The 19,854-nt window shown below is 67.4% G+C and carries 15 protein-coding genes; 1 reads left to right on the forward strand and 14 read right to left on the reverse strand.

The genetic code is table 11. From position 1 onward, the window contains the following. Nucleotides 1-5: 5 nt before the first annotated feature. From bcsB to map, 8 genes are all read right to left on the reverse strand, one after another. Nucleotides 6-2,318, reverse strand: a complete 2,313-nt coding sequence (gene bcsB, locus NWF24_RS13405) for a cellulose biosynthesis cyclic di-GMP-binding regulatory protein BcsB (protein ID WP_258354569.1) — start codon at nt 2,316-2,318, stop codon at nt 6-8. Next, nucleotides 2,315-4,483 carry a UDP-forming cellulose synthase catalytic subunit gene (gene bcsA / locus NWF24_RS13410; RefSeq protein WP_258354570.1) on the reverse strand — a complete coding sequence of 723 codons (2,169 nt, stop codon included), beginning with the start codon at nt 4,481-4,483 and terminating at the stop codon, nt 2,315-2,317. Before bcsA ends, bcsB begins: the two co-directional genes overlap by 4 nt. After that, nucleotides 4,480-5,292, reverse strand: coding sequence for a cellulose biosynthesis protein BcsQ (gene bcsQ, locus NWF24_RS13415; protein WP_176928837.1), 813 nt, complete (start codon nt 5,290-5,292; stop codon nt 4,480-4,482). The genes bcsA and bcsQ overlap by 4 nt, the downstream gene beginning before the upstream one ends. Before the next feature lie 2 nt (nt 5,293-5,294). After that, the gene (gene bcsR / locus NWF24_RS13420; protein ID WP_258354571.1) at nt 5,295-5,684 is read right to left on the reverse strand and encodes a BcsR/BcsP family cellulose biosynthesis protein; all 390 of its coding nucleotides are present in this window, start codon (nt 5,682-5,684) and stop codon (nt 5,295-5,297) included. Then, nucleotides 5,681-6,151, reverse strand: a complete 471-nt coding sequence (bcsD, locus tag NWF24_RS13425; protein ID WP_258354572.1) for a cellulose biosynthesis protein BcsD — start codon at nt 6,149-6,151, stop codon at nt 5,681-5,683. The genes bcsR and bcsD overlap by 4 nt, the downstream gene beginning before the upstream one ends. Nucleotides 6,152-6,296: 145 nt before the next feature. Further along, on the reverse strand, nt 6,297-7,352 hold the full coding sequence (locus NWF24_RS13430; RefSeq protein WP_258354573.1) for a sensor domain-containing diguanylate cyclase: 1,056 nt from the start codon (nt 7,350-7,352) through the stop codon (nt 6,297-6,299). 29 nt (nt 7,353-7,381) lie between these two features. Continuing rightward, entirely contained in the window at nt 7,382-9,988 is a 2,607-nt protein-coding gene (locus NWF24_RS13435) for a [protein-PII] uridylyltransferase (RefSeq protein WP_258354574.1), read from the reverse strand. A gap of 22 nt (nt 9,989-10,010) precedes the next feature. Beyond that, on the reverse strand, nt 10,011-10,835 hold the full coding sequence (gene map / locus NWF24_RS13440; RefSeq protein WP_093056906.1) for a type I methionyl aminopeptidase: 825 nt from the start codon (nt 10,833-10,835) through the stop codon (nt 10,011-10,013). Between the two features lie 155 nt (nt 10,836-10,990). On the opposite strand from map, the gene purL reads away from it, so the two are divergent. After that, entirely contained in the window at nt 10,991-14,959 is a 3,969-nt protein-coding gene (purL, locus tag NWF24_RS13445) for a phosphoribosylformylglycinamidine synthase (RefSeq protein WP_258355287.1), read from the forward strand. Nucleotides 14,960-15,040: 81 nt separating this feature from the next. On the opposite strand, the gene NWF24_RS13450 is transcribed toward purL, so the two are convergent. The 6 genes from NWF24_RS13450 to NWF24_RS13475 form a co-directional block, all read right to left on the reverse strand. Continuing rightward, complete coding sequence (locus NWF24_RS13450; RefSeq protein ID WP_093074013.1) at nt 15,041-15,826, reverse strand: peptidylprolyl isomerase; 786 nt, start codon at nt 15,824-15,826, stop codon at nt 15,041-15,043. Nucleotides 15,827-15,953: 127 nt separating this feature from the next. Beyond that, nucleotides 15,954-16,232 (reverse strand): BolA family protein, encoded by a 279-nt coding sequence (locus NWF24_RS13455; RefSeq protein ID WP_258354575.1) that lies wholly within the window; start codon nt 16,230-16,232, stop codon nt 15,954-15,956. Then, nucleotides 16,229-16,771: a septation protein A gene (locus NWF24_RS13460; protein WP_093056902.1), complete on the reverse strand. Its 543-nt coding sequence runs from the start codon at nt 16,769-16,771 to the stop codon at nt 16,229-16,231. Before NWF24_RS13460 ends, NWF24_RS13455 begins: the two co-directional genes overlap by 4 nt. Beyond that, nucleotides 16,768-17,178, reverse strand: a complete 411-nt coding sequence (gene msrB / locus NWF24_RS13465; protein WP_258354576.1) for a peptide-methionine (R)-S-oxide reductase MsrB — start codon at nt 17,176-17,178, stop codon at nt 16,768-16,770. Before msrB ends, NWF24_RS13460 begins: the two co-directional genes overlap by 4 nt. Beyond that, the gene (locus tag NWF24_RS13470) at nt 17,175-18,656 is read right to left on the reverse strand and encodes a protein adenylyltransferase SelO (protein WP_258354577.1); all 1,482 of its coding nucleotides are present in this window, start codon (nt 18,654-18,656) and stop codon (nt 17,175-17,177) included. Before NWF24_RS13470 ends, msrB begins: the two co-directional genes overlap by 4 nt. Nucleotides 18,657-18,731: 75 nt before the next feature. Continuing rightward, nucleotides 18,732-19,811 carry an AraC family transcriptional regulator gene (locus NWF24_RS13475; RefSeq protein WP_258355288.1) on the reverse strand — a complete coding sequence of 360 codons (1,080 nt, stop codon included), beginning with the start codon at nt 19,809-19,811 and terminating at the stop codon, nt 18,732-18,734. Nucleotides 19,812-19,854: the final 43 nt, after the last annotated feature.

Raw genomic sequence — 19,854 nt, forward strand, 5'->3', positions numbered from 1 at the left:
GCTCGCTACTTCGCCCTCTTCACTTCGCCGACCGACAGCCGGCGGCGTGCCCGCAACTGCAGGCCGGCGTACGACACGGCCGCCCCCAGCAGCGCAAGCACGAGCACCAGCCCGGCCAGCATCAGCGGGCTGCGCGACAGGTGCCACTGCACCCAGGCGATCGGAGGCAGGCGGCCAACGTAGTAGGTGTCGCCGCCAAGCACGCTGTTGACCTGCGTGTCGCGCACGATCGTCATGCTGCCCTGCACGCTCTTGAGCAGGTCGGGCGTCATCAGCGCGTTGAGCAGCGCCTCCTTCGAGTCGGGGCCGGTGATGGCGGCGATCACGCTGCGGCCGCTGCGCAGCGGCGATTCGAAGCCGGCCAGCACGGCGTCGCGGCCGTCGCTGCTCACCGCGATCTGCATCGAGCCGGGCAGGTCCTGGCGCGTGCGGGCGCCGATCACGAAGTTGACGGCGTTGTCGATCCAGCTGTCGAGCTTGAGCTCGGGCGCGGCGCCGTTGCGCTTGAGCGGCATCTTGTCGGCCCATTGCGTGAACAGCGGCTGGCTCTGCAGGTTGCCGATGACGAGCAGGTCCTTGTCGGCCCACTGAGCGGCCTCCGCCGAGCGGCCCACCTTCACGCGCAGCGCGGGGTAGCCGGTGGAGCGGCCGATCTGGCCGAGCAGGCCGAGGTAGGTCTCGGTATCGGTGTCGTTGGGTTGGTCCGGAAGAATGACGGCCGTCTCGGATAGGTCGGCCATGCGCGAGAACGGGAAGCCGCCGTTGGCGTAGGCCGCCAGTTCTGGCATGGCAATGAAGTGCGGGAAGCCCGACACGTCGATGCTGGAGGTCGGGTCGATCGAGCCGCGCACGTTGTCCAGCTGCGGCACGCAGCGCCCGCCCACGGGCTCGAAGTAGTAGTGCAGGCGCAACTGGCTGCGCGGGCCCATGGCCAGCGGCGGCAGGATCACTTCCCGGTGCTCGGCCAGCGTACCGTCGGGCATCAGCTTCACGGCCAGCGGGTTCCACCAGCTGTCGCCGGCCGGGTTGGCCGAGCGCAGCGGCAATCCGCCCACGAAGTTGTCGTTGACGTTGACGTTCAGCGTCGACTGGTCGGGCCGCACGCGCGGCGTGTAGCGGTATTGCAGGTCGAGCGGAATGCCGCGGCTGCGCCAGGTGAAGAGGTCGGGCGGCAGCTGCAGGTTGATGCGGACCACGTCGGGGTTGTAGCCAGTCACCGACAGGTTGGCGGCCGTCGCCAGTTCGCCCAGCTGCAGCGCGCGGTCGCTCGGAATCCAGCGCGGCGCGTCGTAGGGCTTGCGCGCCGGCGGTTCCTGGAAGGCGGTGACCGCCGCTGTCGCGCCCGCGAAGGCCTTGCTGTTCAGCGCCAGCGCCGCGGCGGCGGTGCGCAGTTCGTCCGGGGTGCGACCCATCACCAGCAGCAGCTTGCCGGTGGCGTCGCGCGGGTTGTCGACCACCGCCAGCCCCGGGCCCTGGATGGCGGGCAGCGCGAGGCCTGCAATGGCCGACTCCGGCGTGACGAACACCACCGCGTGGCCGGTGGGCAGTTCGCCGCTGGACACGGGGAAGGTCGCGCCGCGGTAGTCGGTCAGCGCGCCGAACCACGACGACACGACACCGGCCGCTTCGAGCACAGGGCCCGTGGCGGCGGCGCCGAAGACGAAGGGAATGCGTGCGCGCCGCACGTCGCGGCGGTCGAAAAATGGCTGGGGCAGCGCGGCCAGGTCATTCGCGAGCTTCAGCGGCGCCACCGTCAGCTTCAGCGAACTGGAGGCGTCGATGCGCGCCCACAGGCTGGTGTGGGCCGGGTCTTCGCACTCGCGCGTGTAATGGCCGACGAGCTCGACGTTGATGCGGTTGAACTCGGTGATCAGGCGGCGGTCGATCGGAATGTCGGCCGTCTGCGGCCGGCCTGCTTCGGCGCGGGTTACCGCCAGCGTGGCCACCAGCACGTCGTTGACCGTGACCTTGAGGTGCGACAGCTCGGGAATCAGCGAGGGTGAATACGCGTAGTTCAGCTTGAACGAGGCGGCCGTGACCAGCTCGTCGGCGCGCACGTTGAACGGAATGCCGACGGTGCCGCTGACACCGCGCAGCTGCACGGCGTAGTCGATGCCCAATTGCGTGAGGTTCAGTTCGCGCACGGTTGCACTGGCTGCCGCCGATGCGGTTGCCGGGGCACTGGTCGCCGGCTGCGCCACGGCGCCGCCGGCGGCAGCGAAGGCGATCGCAAGCAGGACGGCGCTGGCGGCGAACGAGGGCGAGGCTGCGCGGGCAAGGGACGCGTCGCGGCGATGCGCGCGCAGGGTGAACGTCACGTGGATTCCTTCGCTTTGGCAGGACGCAGCCGCGAGGTGGCTGCACGGTAGTAGTGGCTGAACATGTCGCGAAAGCCGGTGCCGCTGATGCTGATGAGGTGGCCGAGCACGCGGTGGATCGGCACGCGCGGATGGTTGCCCCAGCGGGCGGCCCAGATGTCGGCGCGCGCAGTCGTGCACTGCACGAGTGCGCGTTCCTGCGCGAAGCTCATCGGCGCGAAGCGCAGGCCCAGGCGCTTGCCGCTGCTGAAGCGCACCGTGGAGGCAAAGCGCGACTCCTGGTCGTCGCGGTACAGCGCAACCACGACCGGGGTTTCCGCATCGAGCTTCATGTCCTGCGGCAGGTCCACGCCCAGGCCGCCGCTGGAGAAGTCGAAGGTATTGCAGCGCAGCGAGCGGCCGTCGGCGAAGTACAGCGTGGCCGGCAGCACGAGCTCCACGCGGTGCGCGCCGCGCAGCTGGCGCGACTCGTTGGCCGCCGCCACGCAGGCGCCCAGGATCATCATGTTGTAGATGGTCCAGGCCAGGTTGAGCCAGACGGTGGCGATGTTCTGCGGGTCGACCCAACTCAGGCGCCACGCGCCCAGGCACACGCCCACGAAGTTCAGCGCCAGCAGCACCAGGCTGGCCTTGGCGATGGTGCTGTCGAAATACTCTTCCTGGATCAGGCCGCCCTTGGCCGTCACGTTGAAGCTGCCGAGCTTGGGGTTGATGAGTGCCACCAGCGTCGGGCGGAAGATGTACCAGGCCAGCACCGCCTCGTACACCTCGTTCCACAGCAGGTAGCGAAAGCGCCCCTGGATGCGGCTGTTGGTCAGGTTGGCGTGCAGGATGTGAGGCAGCGCGAAGGCGAAGATCATCGATGCCGAGGCGTGGATCACGCTCGCGCCGAAGTACAGGTACGCCAGCGGCGCCGTCAGGTAGATGAGCCGCGGCAGGCCGTACAGGAAGTGCAGCATCGCATTCACGTAGCAAAGGCGCTGCGCCCAGTGCAGGCCGCGCCCGAACAGCGGGTTGTCGATGCGGAAGATCTGCGCCATGCCGCGCGCCCAGCGAATGCGCTGGCCCACGTGGCCCGAGAGGCTTTCGGTGGCCAAGCCGGCCGCCTGCGGCAGCGCCAGGTAGGCCGTGCTGTAGCCCAGGCGGTGCATCTTCAGTGCCGTGTGGGCGTCTTCCGTCACGGTCTCCACCGCGATGCCGCCGACTTCCTCGACGATGTTCCGGCGCAGCACCGCGCAGGAGCCGCAGAAGAATGTGGCGTTCCAGAGATCGTTGCCGTCCTGGATCAGGCCGTAGAACAGCTCGCCTTCGTTGGGCACCTTGCCGAAGGTGTCGAGGTTGCGCTCGAACGGGTCGGCCGAGAAGAAATAGTGGGGCAGCTGGACCATGCCCAGCTTCGGGTCGCGCCCGAACCAGCCCATGGCGATCTGCAGGAACGAGCGCGTGGGGATGTGGTCGCAGTCGAAGATCGCGACGAACTCGCCGGTGGTGTTCTTCAATGCGGCATTGATGTTGCCGGCCTTGGCGTGGCGGTTGTTGTCGCGCGTGACGTGGGTCACGCCGACCTGCTCGCAGAACACGCGGAACTCCTCGCGCCGGCCGTCGTCGAGCACGAAGATCTTGATCTTGTCGCGCGGCCAGTCGATCAGCTGCGCGGCCAGCACCGTGGAACGCACCACCGACAGCGCCTCGTTGTAGGTCGGGATGAGCAGGTCGATGGTCGGCCACTCGGCCGGGTCTTCCGGCAGCGGCACCGGCTTGCGCTCCAGCGGCCAGGCGGTCTGCACGTAGCCCAGCAGCAGAACCACGAAGGCGTACAGCTCGGCCACCAGCAGGCCCACGCCCAGCACCAGGTCGACCGGGTTGTCCATGAACATGGTCTCGGTCACGCGCCAGTAGGTGTAGCGCGAGGACACGACGACCGACAGGAAGATCAGCACCAGGCTGGCAAAGCGGCCGCGAAACCGGTTGGTAACGAGCGCCGCCAGGAAGATGCCCACCGACAGCACGATCTGCTGCTCCAGGGTCATGGGCGCGATGATCAGCGCGGGCAGCATCGTCAGGGCGACGATCCAGCCGAGGATGCGCACGGGCAGCAGGCGCAGGATGGCGGGCGCCGGCCGTGGCGCGGGCTGCTGCAGAGGGACAGACCGGGCGCTTTTCATCGGTTCGGCTCCAGGGTCCGCAGGGATGGGAAAGACGCGGCCTGCCGGCCGGTGTCGATGCGCTCGAGCAGCCGCTCGGCGCAGGAGGCGATGTCCTGGGTGGCCTGGCTCATCGGCGCATAGCGGTGCACCGGCGAGGCCGAGGCCAGTGCCTCGGGCACTGCCTGGTCCAGGTGAAGCACGCCCAGCAGTTCAGGGCGCAACCGCTGGCGCAGCATCTCGAAGACGTCGCTGTTGAGCCGCTTGCCCGGGTCGACCTGGTTCACCACGTAGCCGGTGCCGAGGTAGTCGGCGCGCGGCCGGCCGTACTTGTCGAGCATGCGCTCGATGATCGGCAGGGTGGCGAAGGAGCCGGCGTCCGCCAGCATCGTGACGATGCCGAAGTGGGCCGCGCGCAGCGCCTGCTGCAGGTACACCGAGGGGCCGGGCGGGGTGTCGAGCAACACCAGCGTGTCGCCCGGCAGGCCGAAGCGCGCGAGCGTCTCGGCCAGCCATCCGGGATTGCGGGCCAACTGCTGCTCGAAGGCGATCTGGCGCTCGTCGTCGACGTCCCCGAAAGGCAGCAGCATGACGCCGGCATGGGCCTGCCGGATGGCGCGCGCCCACGGCATCAGGCCTGTGGCGGCCTCGACCAGTCCGCTGTCGCCGGCCTGCGGCTCGTTGGCGATGTGGAAGCGCAGGGCGTTCTGCGGATCGAGGTCGATCGCCAGCACTTGCCGGCCGCGCTGGGCGAGTGCGCTGCAGAGGTTGGCGGCGATCGTGGTCTTGCCTACACCGCCCTTGGAGGAAATGACGGGGATGACAACCATCGTCACGTCGGCCTTCGCCAGCGCGACATGGGCCCTGACGCAGCAGCGGGCGGCTGCGACCCGGCCAGGCGCGCGAACAGCTGCTCGAGCGGCGTGAGCGCAGCGCCAGTGCTGTCGACGGCCGGCGTTACCGGTGGAGCGATGGGGGGCGCGACGGGCGCCAGTGCGGGAGGCGGGGTGTGCAGCACTGGTTCGCTGCGAGGGGGCGGCGCGGGAGCCGGCGCAGCGGCTGCCGGCGGGTGCACGATCTTCTGGCCCGACAGCAGCGGCCACACGCGGGGCGCTTCGGTCTCGTCCTCGGGCGGTGCGAATTCCTTGTAGCCGTTCGCATCGCCGCCGAACTTCCGGAACAGGCCTGCGATGTCTTCGGGTGTGGAGTCGTCGGCGCTCATGCAACCGCCTTCGACAAACGCAGATCGACACGGGGCCCTGCGGCCTGTGCGGTGGCTGGCTGCAGCGCCCGGACGCGCAGCGACGGGGGCATGCGCTGCGAATCGAACCAGGCCTGGTACGCGCCCTCGAAGAAGCCGACGCTCCAGTCGGAGGTGTCGGGGCCGAAGGCCATGGCGATCGGACTGCACGCGTGCGTGATGGCGACGCCGTCAGCGTCTTCGCTCAGGACGGTGAAGCCCCAGTCGATGCCGTCCCAGCGCGCATTGAACTGGTCCTGCAGGTCGCTGAGCGTCTGGCATGGCGGAACCGGCAGGGCTTGCGCGAGACGCTGGCCGATGCGGTAGAAGAGCTGCCGCAAATCCTCAGGTGGCAATCCGGCACTCAACTCGGCGGCCATGCCCCGGTTGAATTCCAGCCATTGCGCACTGCATGATTTCCTCTCGTAGTACGTCGCGCCTATGTCCATGTCGACGCATTCTCTGGCATCGATTAACTATTGACAACAAATGTGAACTTGTTGGCTTCTACTGGGGCGCGAGCTGTCTGAATTCGGGGACGGACTACCGTGAGATGCTCGATTTTGTTAACGGAAGCTGCATTTCCGGCGCCACTCAGGCGGACGGCACTTCGGTGTCGTTGACTGCAACGCCCTGGCTGAGGGCCGCGCGGCGGCTGTGCTTGACGGCGTACATGGCGGCATCCGCCTGCCGCAGGGCTTCCTCGGCCGAGGTGGTTCGCGGGTCGACCGCCACCACGCCGACGCTGGCGCCTGCGTAGTCGATCGTCATGCGCTTCAGCCGCAGCTCGCCGATGGTGTTTTCTGCCAGGCGGTCGGCCAGCGCCCGCGCCCCGGTGCGCGGCGACTCGCCCAGCGCGGGCCCCAGGCCGATCACCACGAACTCGTCGGAGCCGAAGCGCGCCAGCATGTCGCTTGCGCGCACGGAGTTCGCGAGCTGCTTTGCCATGGCCGCGAGGAATTCGTCGCCGATGGCGTGGCCGTGCGCGTCGTTGATTTTCTTGAAGTCGTCCAGGTCGACGAAACCGACCAGCACGCTCTGGCCACTGCGCGCGCCTTGCGCCAGCATGCGCTGCAGCGCGTCGACGAGCACACGGCGGTTGGGCAGGCCGGTGAGGGCGTCGATTGCGGCGTGCGTGGCGAGTTCGGCATGGGCCTTCCTGAGCTTCTCGACCAGCAGTTCGCGCTCCACCTGCTGTCCGATCAGTCGCGCGAACAGCCGTAGCACCGGCTCCGCCTGGGGCGGCAGGGGCATTTGCTGGGCGCTGGCGGCGCACAGGGCGCCGAAGAGCTCGCCGCTGTCGGTTTTTACCGGGGCACTCACGCAGGTCTGGATGCCGAGTGCGTGGGCGGCATCGGCGTCGCCCCAGCAGCCGCCGGCGTCGTCGGTGTAGGTGCGGTCTTCTTCGAGGGCGTGCCGGCAGAGCGTGTTGGCCCAGGGCACGAAGGCTCCCTCGGGAATGGTCAGCAGTTCGCCGGCGTTGTGGGCGAAGAGGATGTGCTGGCGGCCCTTGTCCGGGTCGACGCTCACGAGGTAGGCCGACTCCAGCCCTGTGGCCGCCTCGAGCATCTCGAGCATCGGGCGGGCGAGGTCTTCCAGCGTCTTGGCGGAGGAGACGCAGTCGGATAGCTGTTCGATCAGGGATTCCATGGCCGACATTCTGAGGGGATAGGTTGTTTTCAGGAGGCCAGGGCTTCCATGAGTTCGGTCTCGATGGCCAGCTGCGTCTTCTGGCCCTGCAGTTCAGGGCCGCTGATCAGGAAGGTGTCTTCCACCCGTTCGCCCAGCGTCGTGACCTTGGCGAGCTGCAGATTCAGGTGATGGCGCGCCAGCACCCGGGCCACCGAATACAGCAGGCCGGCGCGGTCGCTGGCCGAGATGTTGAGCAGCCAGCGCTGCGCCTTGTCGTCGGGCAGCAGGCTGATGCGCGGCTTGATCGGGAAGCTGCGAACCCGGCGGGACACCCGGCCCATGCTCGGCGGGGGCAGGGCGCCGGCTTCGGTGAGTGTCTGCGCCAGACCCGACTCGACCATGCTGATCAGGTCGCGGTAGTGGTCCGGCAGGAAGGTGGTTACTACCTGGAAGGTGTCGAGCGCGTAGCCGTTGCTCGTGGTGTGCACCTTGGCGTCGAGGATGCTGAACGATGACTGGTCGAAGTAGCCGCAGATGCGCGCGAACAGGTCGGGCTGGTCGGGCGTGTAGACGACCACCTGCAGGCCTTCGCCCACCGGCGACAGGTGCGCGCGCACGATGGGTGGCGCCTTCGGGTCGATCGGCACGTTGGGCGGCGGCACGAAGCGCGAGAGCTGCTTGGCGTGCCAGGCGATCTCGGTGGCGTCGTGGCGCATGAAGTAGCCCACGTCGAGCGTGTCCCACAGGGCCTTGTGCGCCTCGAAGCGCTGGGCGTGCAGGGCCAACTGCACCAGCGCCTCGCGCTTGCGCGACTCGACCTCGGCGTCCGGGTCGGGCATGCGGCCGCCCAGCGCGCGCAGGGTGTAGCGGTACAGGTCTTCGAGCAGCTTGCCTTTCCAGGCATTCCACACGCGCGGCGAGGTGCCGCGGATGTCGGCGATGGTCAGCAGATAGAGCGCGGTCAGGTAGCGCTCGTTGCCCACGCGCTTGGCGAATGCGCCGATCACTTCGGGGTCGCTCAGGTCCTGCTTCTGCGCGACCTGGCTCATTACCAGGTGCTCGGCCACGAGGAATTCGATGAGCTTGGCGTCTTCGCGGGCAACGCCGTGCTGCTTGCAGAAGCGCTGCACGTCGCGCGCGCCCAGCGTGGAATGGTCGCCGCCGCGGCCCTTGGCAATGTCGTGGAAGAGGGCCGCCACGTACAGGATCCAGGGCTTGTCCCAGCCGGCCGCGAGCTGCGAGCAGAACGGGTACTCGTGCGCATGCTCGGCGATGAAGAAGCGCCGCACGTTGCGCAGCACCATCAGGATGTGCTGGTCGACCGTGTACACGTGGAACAGGTCGTGCTGCATCTGCCCCACGATGCTGCGGAACACCCGCAGGTAGCGCCCCAGCACCGAAGTCTGGTTCATCAGCCTGAAGGCATGCGTGATGCCATAGGGCTGCAGCAGGATCCGCATGAAGGTCTCGTGGTTGACCGGATCGTTGCGGAACTTGCTGTCCATGACGTGGCGCGCGTTGTAGAGCGCACGCAGCGTGCGCGCCGACAGGCCCTTCACGCCGATGGTCTTCTGGTACAGCAGGAAGGTTTCGAGCACAGCGTGCGGCTCGCGCTCGTAGAGGTCGTCGCTGGCAATCTCGATCAGGCCGGCACGCTCGTAGAAGCGCTCGTTGACGGGCGTGTGCTGCTCGTCGCTCGGCTGCAGGCGCTCGGAAATGTTGAGCAGCAGGATCTGGTTGAGCTGCGAGACCGCCTTGGCCGCCCAGTAGTAGCGCCGCATCAGCGCTTCGCTCGACTTGCGCTGCGATTCGCTCTCGTAGCCGAAGCTGGCCGCCACGGCCGTCTGCAGGTCGAACACCAGGCGGTCTTCGCGGCGGTTGGCAATCACGTGAAGCCGCGCGCGGATGAGCGAGAGCAGGGCTTCATTGCGCTTGATCTGCTGCGCCTCGAAGGAGGTGGCCAGGCCGTTCTTGGCGAGGTCGTCCCAGCGGCTGCCGTAGCCGGCCGCCTTGGTCATCCAGAGGATGGTCTGCAGGTCGCGCAGGCCGCCCGGCGATTCCTTGCAGTTGGGCTCCAGCGCGTAGGGCGTGTTGTCGAACTTCTGGTGGCGGTGCCGCATTTCCTGCGACTTGGCCACGAAGAAGGCCTGCGGGTCGATGGCGCGGATGAAGCGGCGGCGAAAGGCCGTGAAGAGCTTCTTGTCGCCCGCGATCAGCCGGGCCTCGAGCAGCGAGGTCTGGACGGTGACGTCTTTCTCGGCCTCGGCCAGGCATTCATCGACCGTGCGCACGCTGGAGCCGATTTCCAGGCCCGCGTCCCAGCAGTGGCCGATGAAAGCCTCGATGCGGGCCGGGTCGATTTCGCTTTTGTCGCCTTCGGGCGGCAGCAGCAGCAGCACGTCGACGTCGGAATACGGAAACAGTTCGCCGCGCCCGAAGCCTCCCACCGCGGCCAGGGAGAACGAGTCACCGAAGCCGGCGTCACGCCACAGCGTGCAGAGCGTTTCGTCGGCCAGTGCCGAGAGCTGGCGCAGCACCGTGTGCACGCTGCGGGTGGGGGCGCGCGCGAAGCGCAGGGTGTCGAACAGGGCGAGCTTTTTCGCGCGATAGGCTTCGCGCAGCGTCGCCACGTCGATGTTGGCTGCTTCGATCACGGCGGGGGGACGCGTTGCCGCGTCAGGTCTTGGTCGAGGTGACGAAGGAGGGCAGCGGCGGGCTGCCTGCGGAAAGCGTCAGCACTTCGTAGCCGGTTTCGGTGACGAGCACCGTGTGCTCCCACTGGGCCGACAGCGAATGGTCGCGCGTGACGATGGTCCAGCCGTCGTACTGGCCGCCCTTGAAGTCTTCCTTCACGTCGCGCTTGCCGGCGTTGATCATCGGCTCGATGGTGAAGATCATGCCGGGCTTGAGCTCTTCCATGGTGCCCGGGCGGCCGTAGTGCAGCACCTGGGGTTCTTCGTGGAAGCGCTGGCCCACGCCGTGGCCGCAGAACTCGCGCACCACCGAAAAGCCCTGGCCCTCGGCGAATTTCTGGATCGCGTGGCCCACGTCGCCCAGGTGCGCGCCGGGGCGCACCTGCAGGATGCCGTGCCACATGGCTTCGAAGGTGATGCTGCACAGGCGCTTGGCGGCAATGGAGGCGTCGCCGATCACGTACATGCGGCTGTTGTCGCCGAACCAGCCGTCCTTGATGACGGTCACGTCGACGTTCATGATGTCGCCCTTCTTCAGGGGCTTGTCATTGGGAATGCCGTGGCACACCACGTGGTTCACCGAGGTGCACAGCGACTTCGGGTACGGGACGCTGCTTGCGCCCATGTAGCCCACCGTGGCCGATGTGGTGCCCTGCTTGACCATGTACTCGGCGGCCAGCCGGTCGACATCGTTGGTCGTGATGCCGGGCTTGATGAGGGGCGTGAGGTAATCCAGCACCTCGGAAGCCAGGCGGCAGGCGACCCGCATGGCTTCGATGCCCGCAGCGTCTTTGTAGTTAATGCTCATCCCCGAATTATCCCATTCGGCAAGCTAAAATTCGCGGCTAACGCGGATGGCCCCAGTCAGCGGCCATCTGCCTCGATTCCTTGATTTCCAACGCGGCCCCCGAGGCCCCATCGACCGTGACGCAGCCCGCACCTCAAGCCCTTCCTGTCGTAACCATGTTCGAGGGCGGCAGCGCGCTCAGCGACTTCCGCGCACGCCAGCTGTTGCCGAAGCTCCAGGCCATCGAGCCGCGCATCGAGGGCATTTCGGCCCGTTTCGTGCACCTCGTGGTCACCGATGCGGCGCTGGATTCGGCCGGCCGCGAGCGCTTTGCGGCGCTGCTGACCTACGGCGAGCCCTTCGAGGCGCCGGCCAAGGCGGGCACCTCGGTGGTGGTCACGCCCCGCCTGGGCACGGTGTCGCCCTGGGCTTCCAAGGCCACCGACATTGCCCACAACTGCGGCCTGGCCTTGCGCCGGGTCGAGCGCGTCACTCAGTACCACCTGAAGCTCAAGGCCCCGCTGATCGGCAAGGCCCCCGTGCTCGAAGGCGACACGCTGGCCGCCGTGGCCGGCCCGCTGCACGACCGCATGACCGAATCGGTGCTGGCCACCGTCGATCAGGCCGCAAGCCTGTTCAGCGAACTGCCTGCCCAGCCGATGGCGCAGGTCGACGTGCTGGCCGGCGGCCGTACGGCGCTGGTGGCAGCCAACACCGGTTTCGGTTTGGCGCTGGCCGAGGACGAAATCGACTACCTGGTCGACGCCTTCACCCGCCTGGGCCGCAATCCCAGCGACGTCGAACTGATGATGTTCGCGCAGGCCAACAGCGAGCACTGCCGCCACAAGATCTTCAACGCCGACTTCACCATCGACGGCAAGGCGCAACCCCAAAGCCTTTTCTCGATGATCCGCCACACCGAGAAGCAGAACCCGCAGCACACGGTCATCGCCTATGCGGACAACGCCTCGGTCATGGAAGGCGCGACCGTCGAGCGCTTCATTCCCGCCACCGGCTCGCAGAGCTATCAAAAAGATAGCGCCCTGAGCCACGTGCTGATGAAGGTCGAGACGCACAACCACCCGACCGCCATTTCGCCGTTTCCGGGCGCCTCGACCGGCGCGGGCGGCGAGATTCGCGACGAAGGCGCCACTGGCCGCGGCTCCAAGCCCAAGGCGGGCCTGACCGGCTTCACCGTGTCGAAGCTCTGGCCTGAAGAAGGCCACTACGGCAAGCCCGAGCACATCGCCAGCCCGCTGCAGATCATGACCGAGGGCCCGCTGGGCGGCGCAGCGTTCAACAACGAATTCGGCCGTCCCAACCTGCTGGGCTACTTCCGCGAGTACGAGCAGACCGTGGCGAGCGACCTCGATACCGTGCAGCGCGGCTATCACAAGCCCATCATGATCGCGGGCGGCCTGGGCAGCATCGATGCCACGCAGACCAAGAAGATTCGCTTCCCGGCCGGCTCGCTGCTGATCCAGCTCGGCGGCCCCGGCATGCGCATCGGCATGGGCGGCAGTGCCGCCAGTTCGATGGCCACCGGCGCCAACGCGGCCGAGCTCGACTTCGACTCGGTGCAGCGCGGTAACCCAGAAATCGAGCGCCGTGCGCAGGAGGTCATCAATCACTGCTGGCAGCAGGGCGCGGCCAACCCGATCCTGGCGATCCACGACGTGGGCGCGGGCGGCCTGAGCAACGCCTTCCCCGAGTTGACCAACGACGCCGGCCGCGGCGCGCGCTTCGACCTGCGCGCCGTGCCACTCGAAGAATCGGGCATGGCGCCGAAGGAAATCTGGTGCAACGAAAGCCAGGAGCGCTACGTGCTGGCCATCGCGCCCGAATCGCTCGACCAGTTCAAGGCCTTCTGCGAGCGCGAGCGCTGCCCGTTCTCGGTGGTCGGCGTGGCGACCGAAGAGCGCCAACTGCTGGTGGCCGACGAGGGTGCGGCGGTGCAGCCGGTCGACATGCCGATGGACGTGCTGCTCGGCAAGCCGCCCAAGATGCACCGCGACGTCAAGACCGTGGCCCGCAGCTTCAAGCCGCTCGACCTCACGGGCGTCGACCTGCAGAAGGCCGCCATCGACGTGCTCGCGAATCCGACCGTGGCCTCGAAGCGCTTCCTCATCACCATCGGCGACCGCACCGTGGGCGGCCTGAGCCACCGCGACCAGATGGTCGGCCCATGGCAGGTGCCCGTGGCCGACTGCGCCGTGACGCTGGCCGACTACAAGGGCTTCGCCGGCGAAGCCATGAGCATGGGCGAGCGCACGCCGCTGGCTGCGCTCGACGCGCCGGCTTCGGGCCGCATGGCCGTGGCCGAAGCCATCACCAACCTGCTGGCCGCACCGATCGAACTTTCGCGCGTCAAGCTGTCGGCCAACTGGATGGCCGCCTGCGGCGAGCCCGGCGAAGACGCCGCGCTGTACGAGACCGTCAAGGCCGTGGGCCTGGAGCTGTGCCCGGCGCTGGGCGTGTCGATTCCGGTCGGCAAGGATTCGCTGTCGATGCGCACGCAATGGAAGGACGGCGCCGAGGCCAAGAAGGTCACGTCGCCCGTGAGCCTGATCGTTACCGCCTTCGCCTCGCTGGCCGACGTGCGCGGCACGCTCACGCCGCAGCTCGACGCTGAAGAGGCCGACACCACGCTGGTGCTCATCGACCTAGGCCAGGGCAAGCACCGCATGGCCGGCAGCATCCTCGCGCAAACGCTGGGCCAGAGCGGCGACACCGTGCCCGACCTCGACGACCCGGCGCAGCTTGTGGCGCTGGTCAACGCCGTGAACGCCCTGCGCGCCGACGGCAAGATCCTCGCAATGCATGACCGCAGCGACGGCGGCCTGTTCGCCACCGCCTGCGAAATGGCCTTTGCCGGCCACGTCGGCGTGGCGCTGAACGTCGACATGCTCGTCACCGAAGGCGACGGCATCTCCGACAGCCGCATGGAAACCGGCGACGCCAAGAACTGGGCGCAACAGGTCAGCGTGCGGCGCGAAGAACTCACGCTCAAGGCGCTGTTCAACGAAGAGCTGGGCATGGTGCTGCAGGTGCGCACCGCCGAGCGCAACGACGTCATGCAGGTGCTGCGCACCCACGGCCTCAGCACGCACAGCCACTTCGTCGGCAAGACCCGGCCCGCCAGCTCCGCCATGGACGCGGGCAAGGGCAAGGTCGAAGTCTGGCGCGATGCCAAGTCGGTGTTCAGCGCGAGCCTGCACGACCTGCAGCAGGTGTGGGACTCGGTCAGCTGGAAGATCGCTCGCGAGCGCGACAACCCCGCCTGTGCCGATGCCGAGCACACTGCAGCCGGCGTGCCGAGCGATCCGGGCATGCATGTGTTCCTGCCGAACGCACAGCCTGCCGCGCCGGCCATTCTGCAGTCGCGCCCCAAGGTCGCCATCCTGCGCGAGCAGGGCGTCAACTCGCACGTCGAGATGGCCTATGCCTTCACCGAGGCCGGCTTCGAAGCCTTCGACGTGCACATGACCGACCTGCAGACGGGCAGGGCGGACCTCGCCAACTTCAAGGGCGTGGTCGCCTGCGGCGGCTTCAGCTATGGCGACACGCTGGGCGCCGGCATCGGCTGGGCGCGCAGCATCACCTTCAACCCGAAGCTGGCCGAGCAGTTCAAGACCTTCTTCGGCCGCGCCGACACCTTCGGGCTGGGCGTGTGCAACGGCTGCCAGATGTTCGCCGAGCTGGCCGACATCATTCCGGGCGCCGAGGCCTGGCCGCGCTTCACCACCAACCAGAGCGAGCGCTTCGAGGCGCGCCTGTCGATGGTCGAAGTGCTCGAATCGCCGAGCATCTTCTTCGCGGGCATGGCCGGCAGCCGCCTGCCGATCGCGGTGGCGCACGGTGAGGGCTATGCCAACTTCAAGCATCGTGGCGACGCCGCCAAGGCCATCGGCGCGATGCGCTTCGTGGACAACCACGGCCAGCCCACCGAGCAGTACCCGTTCAACCCCAATGGCAGCGCCAACGGCCTGACTTCGGTGACCACGCCGGACGGCCGCTTCACCGCGGTGATGCCGCACCCCGAGCGCGTGTTCCGCAACATCCAGATGAGCTGGACCTCGGGCGACAAAAGCGATCTGAGCCCGTGGATGCAGATCTGGCGCAATGCGCGCCGCTGGGTGGGCTGATCGACACAAGCCCGCCACGCGGCGGGCAACAAAAAAGCGGCCCGCGGGCCGCTTTTTTCATGGGGCTGCAAGGCTCCGGTCTTACTCGACCTTGGCCTTGGCGCGCAGATCCTCTTGGTACTTCTGCAGGCGCTGCTGCTGCAGCTGCTGCGTGATTTGCGGCTTCACTTCTTCCAGCTTCGGCAGTTGGGCCTGGCGGATGTCGTCGACGCGGATGATGTGATAACCGAACTGGGTCTTGACCGGGGCGGGGGTGGTTTCGCCCTTCTTGAGCTTGATCATCGCTTCCGAGAACTCGGGCACGAAGCTCGCGGGGTTGGCCCAGTCGAGGTCGCCGCCGTTGGCGCCCGAACCCGGGTCCTTGCTCTGCTTCTTGGCGATGTCTTCGAACTTGGCACCCTTCTTCAGGTCGGCCATGATCTTCTTGGCCTGGTCTTCGGTCTCGACCAGGATGTGGCGGGCCTTGTATTCCTTGCCGCCGTTGGCCGCCACGAACTTGTCGTACTCGGCCTTCACGTCTGCGTCCGAGACCGGGTTGGTCTTGCGGTAGTTCTCGAACAGCGCGCGGATCAGGATGGCCTGGCGGGCGAGTTCGAGCTGGTTCTTGTAGTCGTCGCTGGCGTCCAGGCCCTGCTTTTGCGCTTCCTGCATGAACACTTCGCGAGCCACAATTTCCTCGCGCAGCTGGCTCTGCATTTCAGGCGTCACCGGACGGCCTGCGGCTGCCAGTTGCTGGGCCAGAACGTCCATGCGGGCCTTGGGCACCGGCTTGCCGTTCACGATGGCTGCGTTCTGCGCCAGAGCCGCCATGGACGTGGCACCGAGCAGCACTGCGGCCGCGACGGCCTGCAAGATTTGTTTTTTCATGGAATGAATATCGAGCTGGAAAGGAAATGCGCGTGTAGGAAAAGGCGCGGGAAAGAAAGCGGGGATATCGGAGAAAAGAAGGGGAGCAACGGCCGGTGCAAACGCGGCGTGCGATCCGGTGGACGACTCAGAGCACCTCGATGGCGATGGCGTGCAGACCCTGTGCGATAAAAACCTGGAGGGCATCATACACAAGCCGATGTCGCGCCACGCGGGGCTTCCCTTCGAACAGAGGGGAGGCGATGCGCACGCGGAAATGGGTGCCGCGGCCCTCCGCGTTGGCGCCCGAATGGCCTGCGTGGGCGGCGCTCTCGTCGATCACTTCGAGCTGCGTGGGGGCAAGCGCCTTGCGCAACGCGGCTTCGATGTCGGCGGCTGTGGGCAGCAGTGCGGTGCTCGTCGTCATGCCGTCGGCTTGTCTTCGTTCTTCAGGTGCGGCGCGATGTACAGGCCCTGCGCCACCAGGAAGACGATGGGGAACACATAGCCCCAGAGCTTGAAGTTGACCCAGGCCTCGGTCGTGAAGTACGCCGCCACGTAGCCGTTGATGATGGCCATGAACAGGCAGTAACCGATCCACGCCACATTGAGCCGCCCCCAGATGCGGTCGGGTAGCTCCAGCTGCGAGCCCAGCAGCATCTTCAGGAAGTTCTTCTTCAGCGCCCAGAGAGCCACGGCCAGCGCAATGGCCATGGCGCCGTACAGCACCGTCGGCTTCCACTTGATGAAGCGGTCGTCGTGCAGTGCCAGCGTGAGCGTGCCGAACAGCAGGATCAGCACCAGCGTGGCCTTCTGCATAGCCTGCAGCTTGCGCTCGGTGGCGTAGATGATCGCCATCTGCACGACAGTGGCGGCCATCAGCACGCCGGTGGCGGTGTAGATGTCGCCGAGCTTGTAGGCGCCGAAGAACAGCAGGATCGGGAAGAAGTCGAGGAGCAGTTTCATTTTTTCTGGAAGTCGAGCGACGCCGAATTCATGCAGTAGCGCAGGCCGGTTTCGGTGGGGCCGTCGGGAAACACGTGGCCCAGGTGGGCACCGCAATTGGCGCACACGTTCTCGGTGCGCACCATGCCGTGCGAGCGGTCGACGATGTTGCGGATGGCACCGGGCACGGCTTCTTCCGAGAAGCTGGGCCAGCCGCAGCCAGCGTCGAACTTGGTCGTCGACTCGAACAGCTTGGCGCCGCAGCACACGCAGTGATACGTGCCGTCGTCCCAGTGCGCTTCGTACTTGCCGGTGAAGGGGCGTTCGGTGGCCGCGTGGCGCGTTACCTCGAAGGCCACGGGCTCAGCGCCTTTTTCAGCGAGCAGGGCTTTCCATTCGGCGTCGGTTTTCTGTACGGGAGTGGTCATGATGAGCAGCTGATTTCGATCGTGGAGGCCCAGTCGGGCGGGAAGCCGGCCAGTGCGTCGGCGTCGGGATGTTCTTCAAATGGGGACTGGAGCACAGCCAGCAAGGTTGCCACAGCCGAGTGGTCCTTTTGCTGACTTGCTTCGATGGCTTGCTGCCCCAGGTGGTTCCGCAACACGAATCTGGGATTCGATTTGAGCATCAGATCGGCGGTTTGCGCGCGCCCAGCGGGCGTGTGGCGCTCCGAAAACGCTAGCGCCCACGCATCGAAACCCTGGCGGTCCAGGAACAGGTCGCGTACCGGCTCGATGTTGCCGTCGGCCATGTAGTTGGAGAGCCGGCGCCAGAAGATCGTGTAGTCGACCTTGCCCGCGGCCAGCAGCTTGAGCACACCCTCGATCAACGCGCGATCGCCTTCGCCCGCGTCGGCAAGGCCCAGCTTGGCGCGCATGCGGCCCTCGAACTCGTTCGGGAACACCGTCTTGTAAGACTCCAGCGCGGCCACTGCCACTTCCTGGTCGCCGATCAACGGCAGCAACGCCTGCGCCAGGCAGAACAGGTTCCAGTAGGCCACGTTGGGCTGTTGGTTGAAGGCGTAGCGCCCGTTGGTGTCGCTGTGGTTGCAGATGTGGCGCGGATCGAAGCCGTCGAGAAACTGGAACGGTCCGTAATCGATGGTGAGCCCGAGGATGCTCATGTTGTCGGTGTTCATCACCCCGTGGCAGAAGCCCACGGCCTGCCATTGGGCGAGCAGGGCGGCGGTGCGCTCGCTCACGGCTTCGAGGAAGGCTGCGTACGCATTGCCGTTGAAGCGGTCGGTGGTGCGGCACGCCGGGTAGTAGCGGTCGATGACGTAGTCGGCCAGCGCCCGCAACTCGTCTTCGCGCTGGTTGGCCGCGAAGTGCTCGAAGTGGCCGAAGCGGACGAAGCTCGGTGCCACGCGTGTCACGACGGCCGAGCTTTCCGGCTCCTCGCGGTACACGCGGGCGTCGGAGCCGGTCACGCACAGTGCGCGGGTGGTCGGGATGCCGAGACCGTGCATGGCCTCGCTGCAGAGAAACTCGCGGATGCTGGAGCGCAGCACCGCGCGGCCGTCGCCGCCGCGCGAGTAGGGCGTGCGGCCCGCGCCTTTCAGCTGCACTTCGAGCCCGCCCTCGGTCTCGCCGATCATGATGGCGCGCCCGTCGCCGAGCTGGCCGGCCCACACGCCGAACTGATGGCCGCTGTACACCGTGGCGAAGGGGCGGGTGCCGGCGATAGGCAGGCTGCCGGTCAGGGCCGCCAGCGTTGCATTCGACGAATGCCAATCAGGCGGCAGGCCCAGCTCGCGGGCGACGGCTTCGCTGCGGCCCACCCAGTACGGATCGGGCAGCGGCGTCGGTCGCAATTCGGTGAGAAACGCCGGGCCAAGGGTGGCGAAACCGGGTTTCCAGCGCAGCCCCAGGTCCGCGACCTCGGTGTCTTCAGCAAGCAGGCTCATGGGCGGATTGTCCGGCACAGCGCGTAACCCCTTGCCAAGCGGGCCATCGCGGCCCCAGCACGTGACCTGGGAGGCTCAGGCAGCCAGCGGCGCGGGGCTGTCCCAGATGCGCGCCCGGTACTGCGCCGGCGGAACGCCGAACCAGCGCTTGCAGGCGCGAAAGAAGTTGCTGGTGTCGACAAAGCCCAGCATGTCCGCCACGTCGGTCAGCGTGTGGCGGTCTTCCGCCAGGTACTGCTGCGCGAGTTCGCGGCGGGTGCGGTCGAGCAAGCCCTGGAACGACACCGACTCTTCCTGCAGCCGCCGCTGCAGTGTGCGCTCGGCCAGCCCCAAGCCCGAGGCCACGTCCTGCCGGCGCGGCTCGCCGTGCTGGAGCCGGCGTGCGATTTCGGCGCACACCAGGCTGCTGGTGGTGGTCTGGCCCAGCAGGTTCAGTTGATCGTCGAGCAGGTGCTCCTGCATCTCGCCGAGCACCGGGTGGAAGGTGGGCAGCGGCATCGTCATGTCGGCCGTCGACAGCAGCAGCCGGTTGGCGACGGCGTTGAAGCGCACTTCGCAGCCGAAGGCCTCGCGGTGCAGCCGGTCGTTGGCCGGCGCGGGGTAGACGAACTCCATGGCCAGCGGCTGCAGGTCGCGCCGCGTGAGCCACTGGCACTGCATGAGCACGGTCAGCAGGGCGTATTCGACGCGCTGGCGCGGAATCGGCAGGCTGCCGCCGGTGTGCTCCATCACCATCCAGCAGCCGCGCGGCTCGGGGTGCATCGAGAAGGCGGTCGCGTCCGAGATCACCGCCATGTAGCGCGTCAGCCGTGTGAGCGCAGCGCCCAGGTCGGGGCTGCAGGCCATGGCGTGACCGACCGTGCCCAGTTTGCTGTGCGTGGCGGCCAGGTCGCGGTGCAGGCCCAGAGTGGGCTTGCCGGCGCGCGCCACCGCGAGCTGCCAAAGCACCGAGATCTCGTCGACCGGGATGCGCGTGTTCTGGCGGTGCAGTGAATCGGGGTCGAAGCCGGCATCGCGCAACAGCGAAGGCACGTCCAGCCCCTCTGCCTCGAACATCGACAGCACACCCTCCAGCCACGCGGCCGAGCTGGTGCGCAGCTCCGGCTGCGGCATGCCGCCGGCCCGTCGCTGCGGCCCGCGCTGGCGGTGCGACAGGGAGGCTCCTGAAGTCATTCGTTTGGCTTCCTTGCGATAGCGG

This window comes from Variovorax paradoxus, assembly GCF_024734665.1.
In the GTDB taxonomy this organism is placed as follows: domain Bacteria; phylum Pseudomonadota; class Gammaproteobacteria; order Burkholderiales; family Burkholderiaceae_C; genus Variovorax.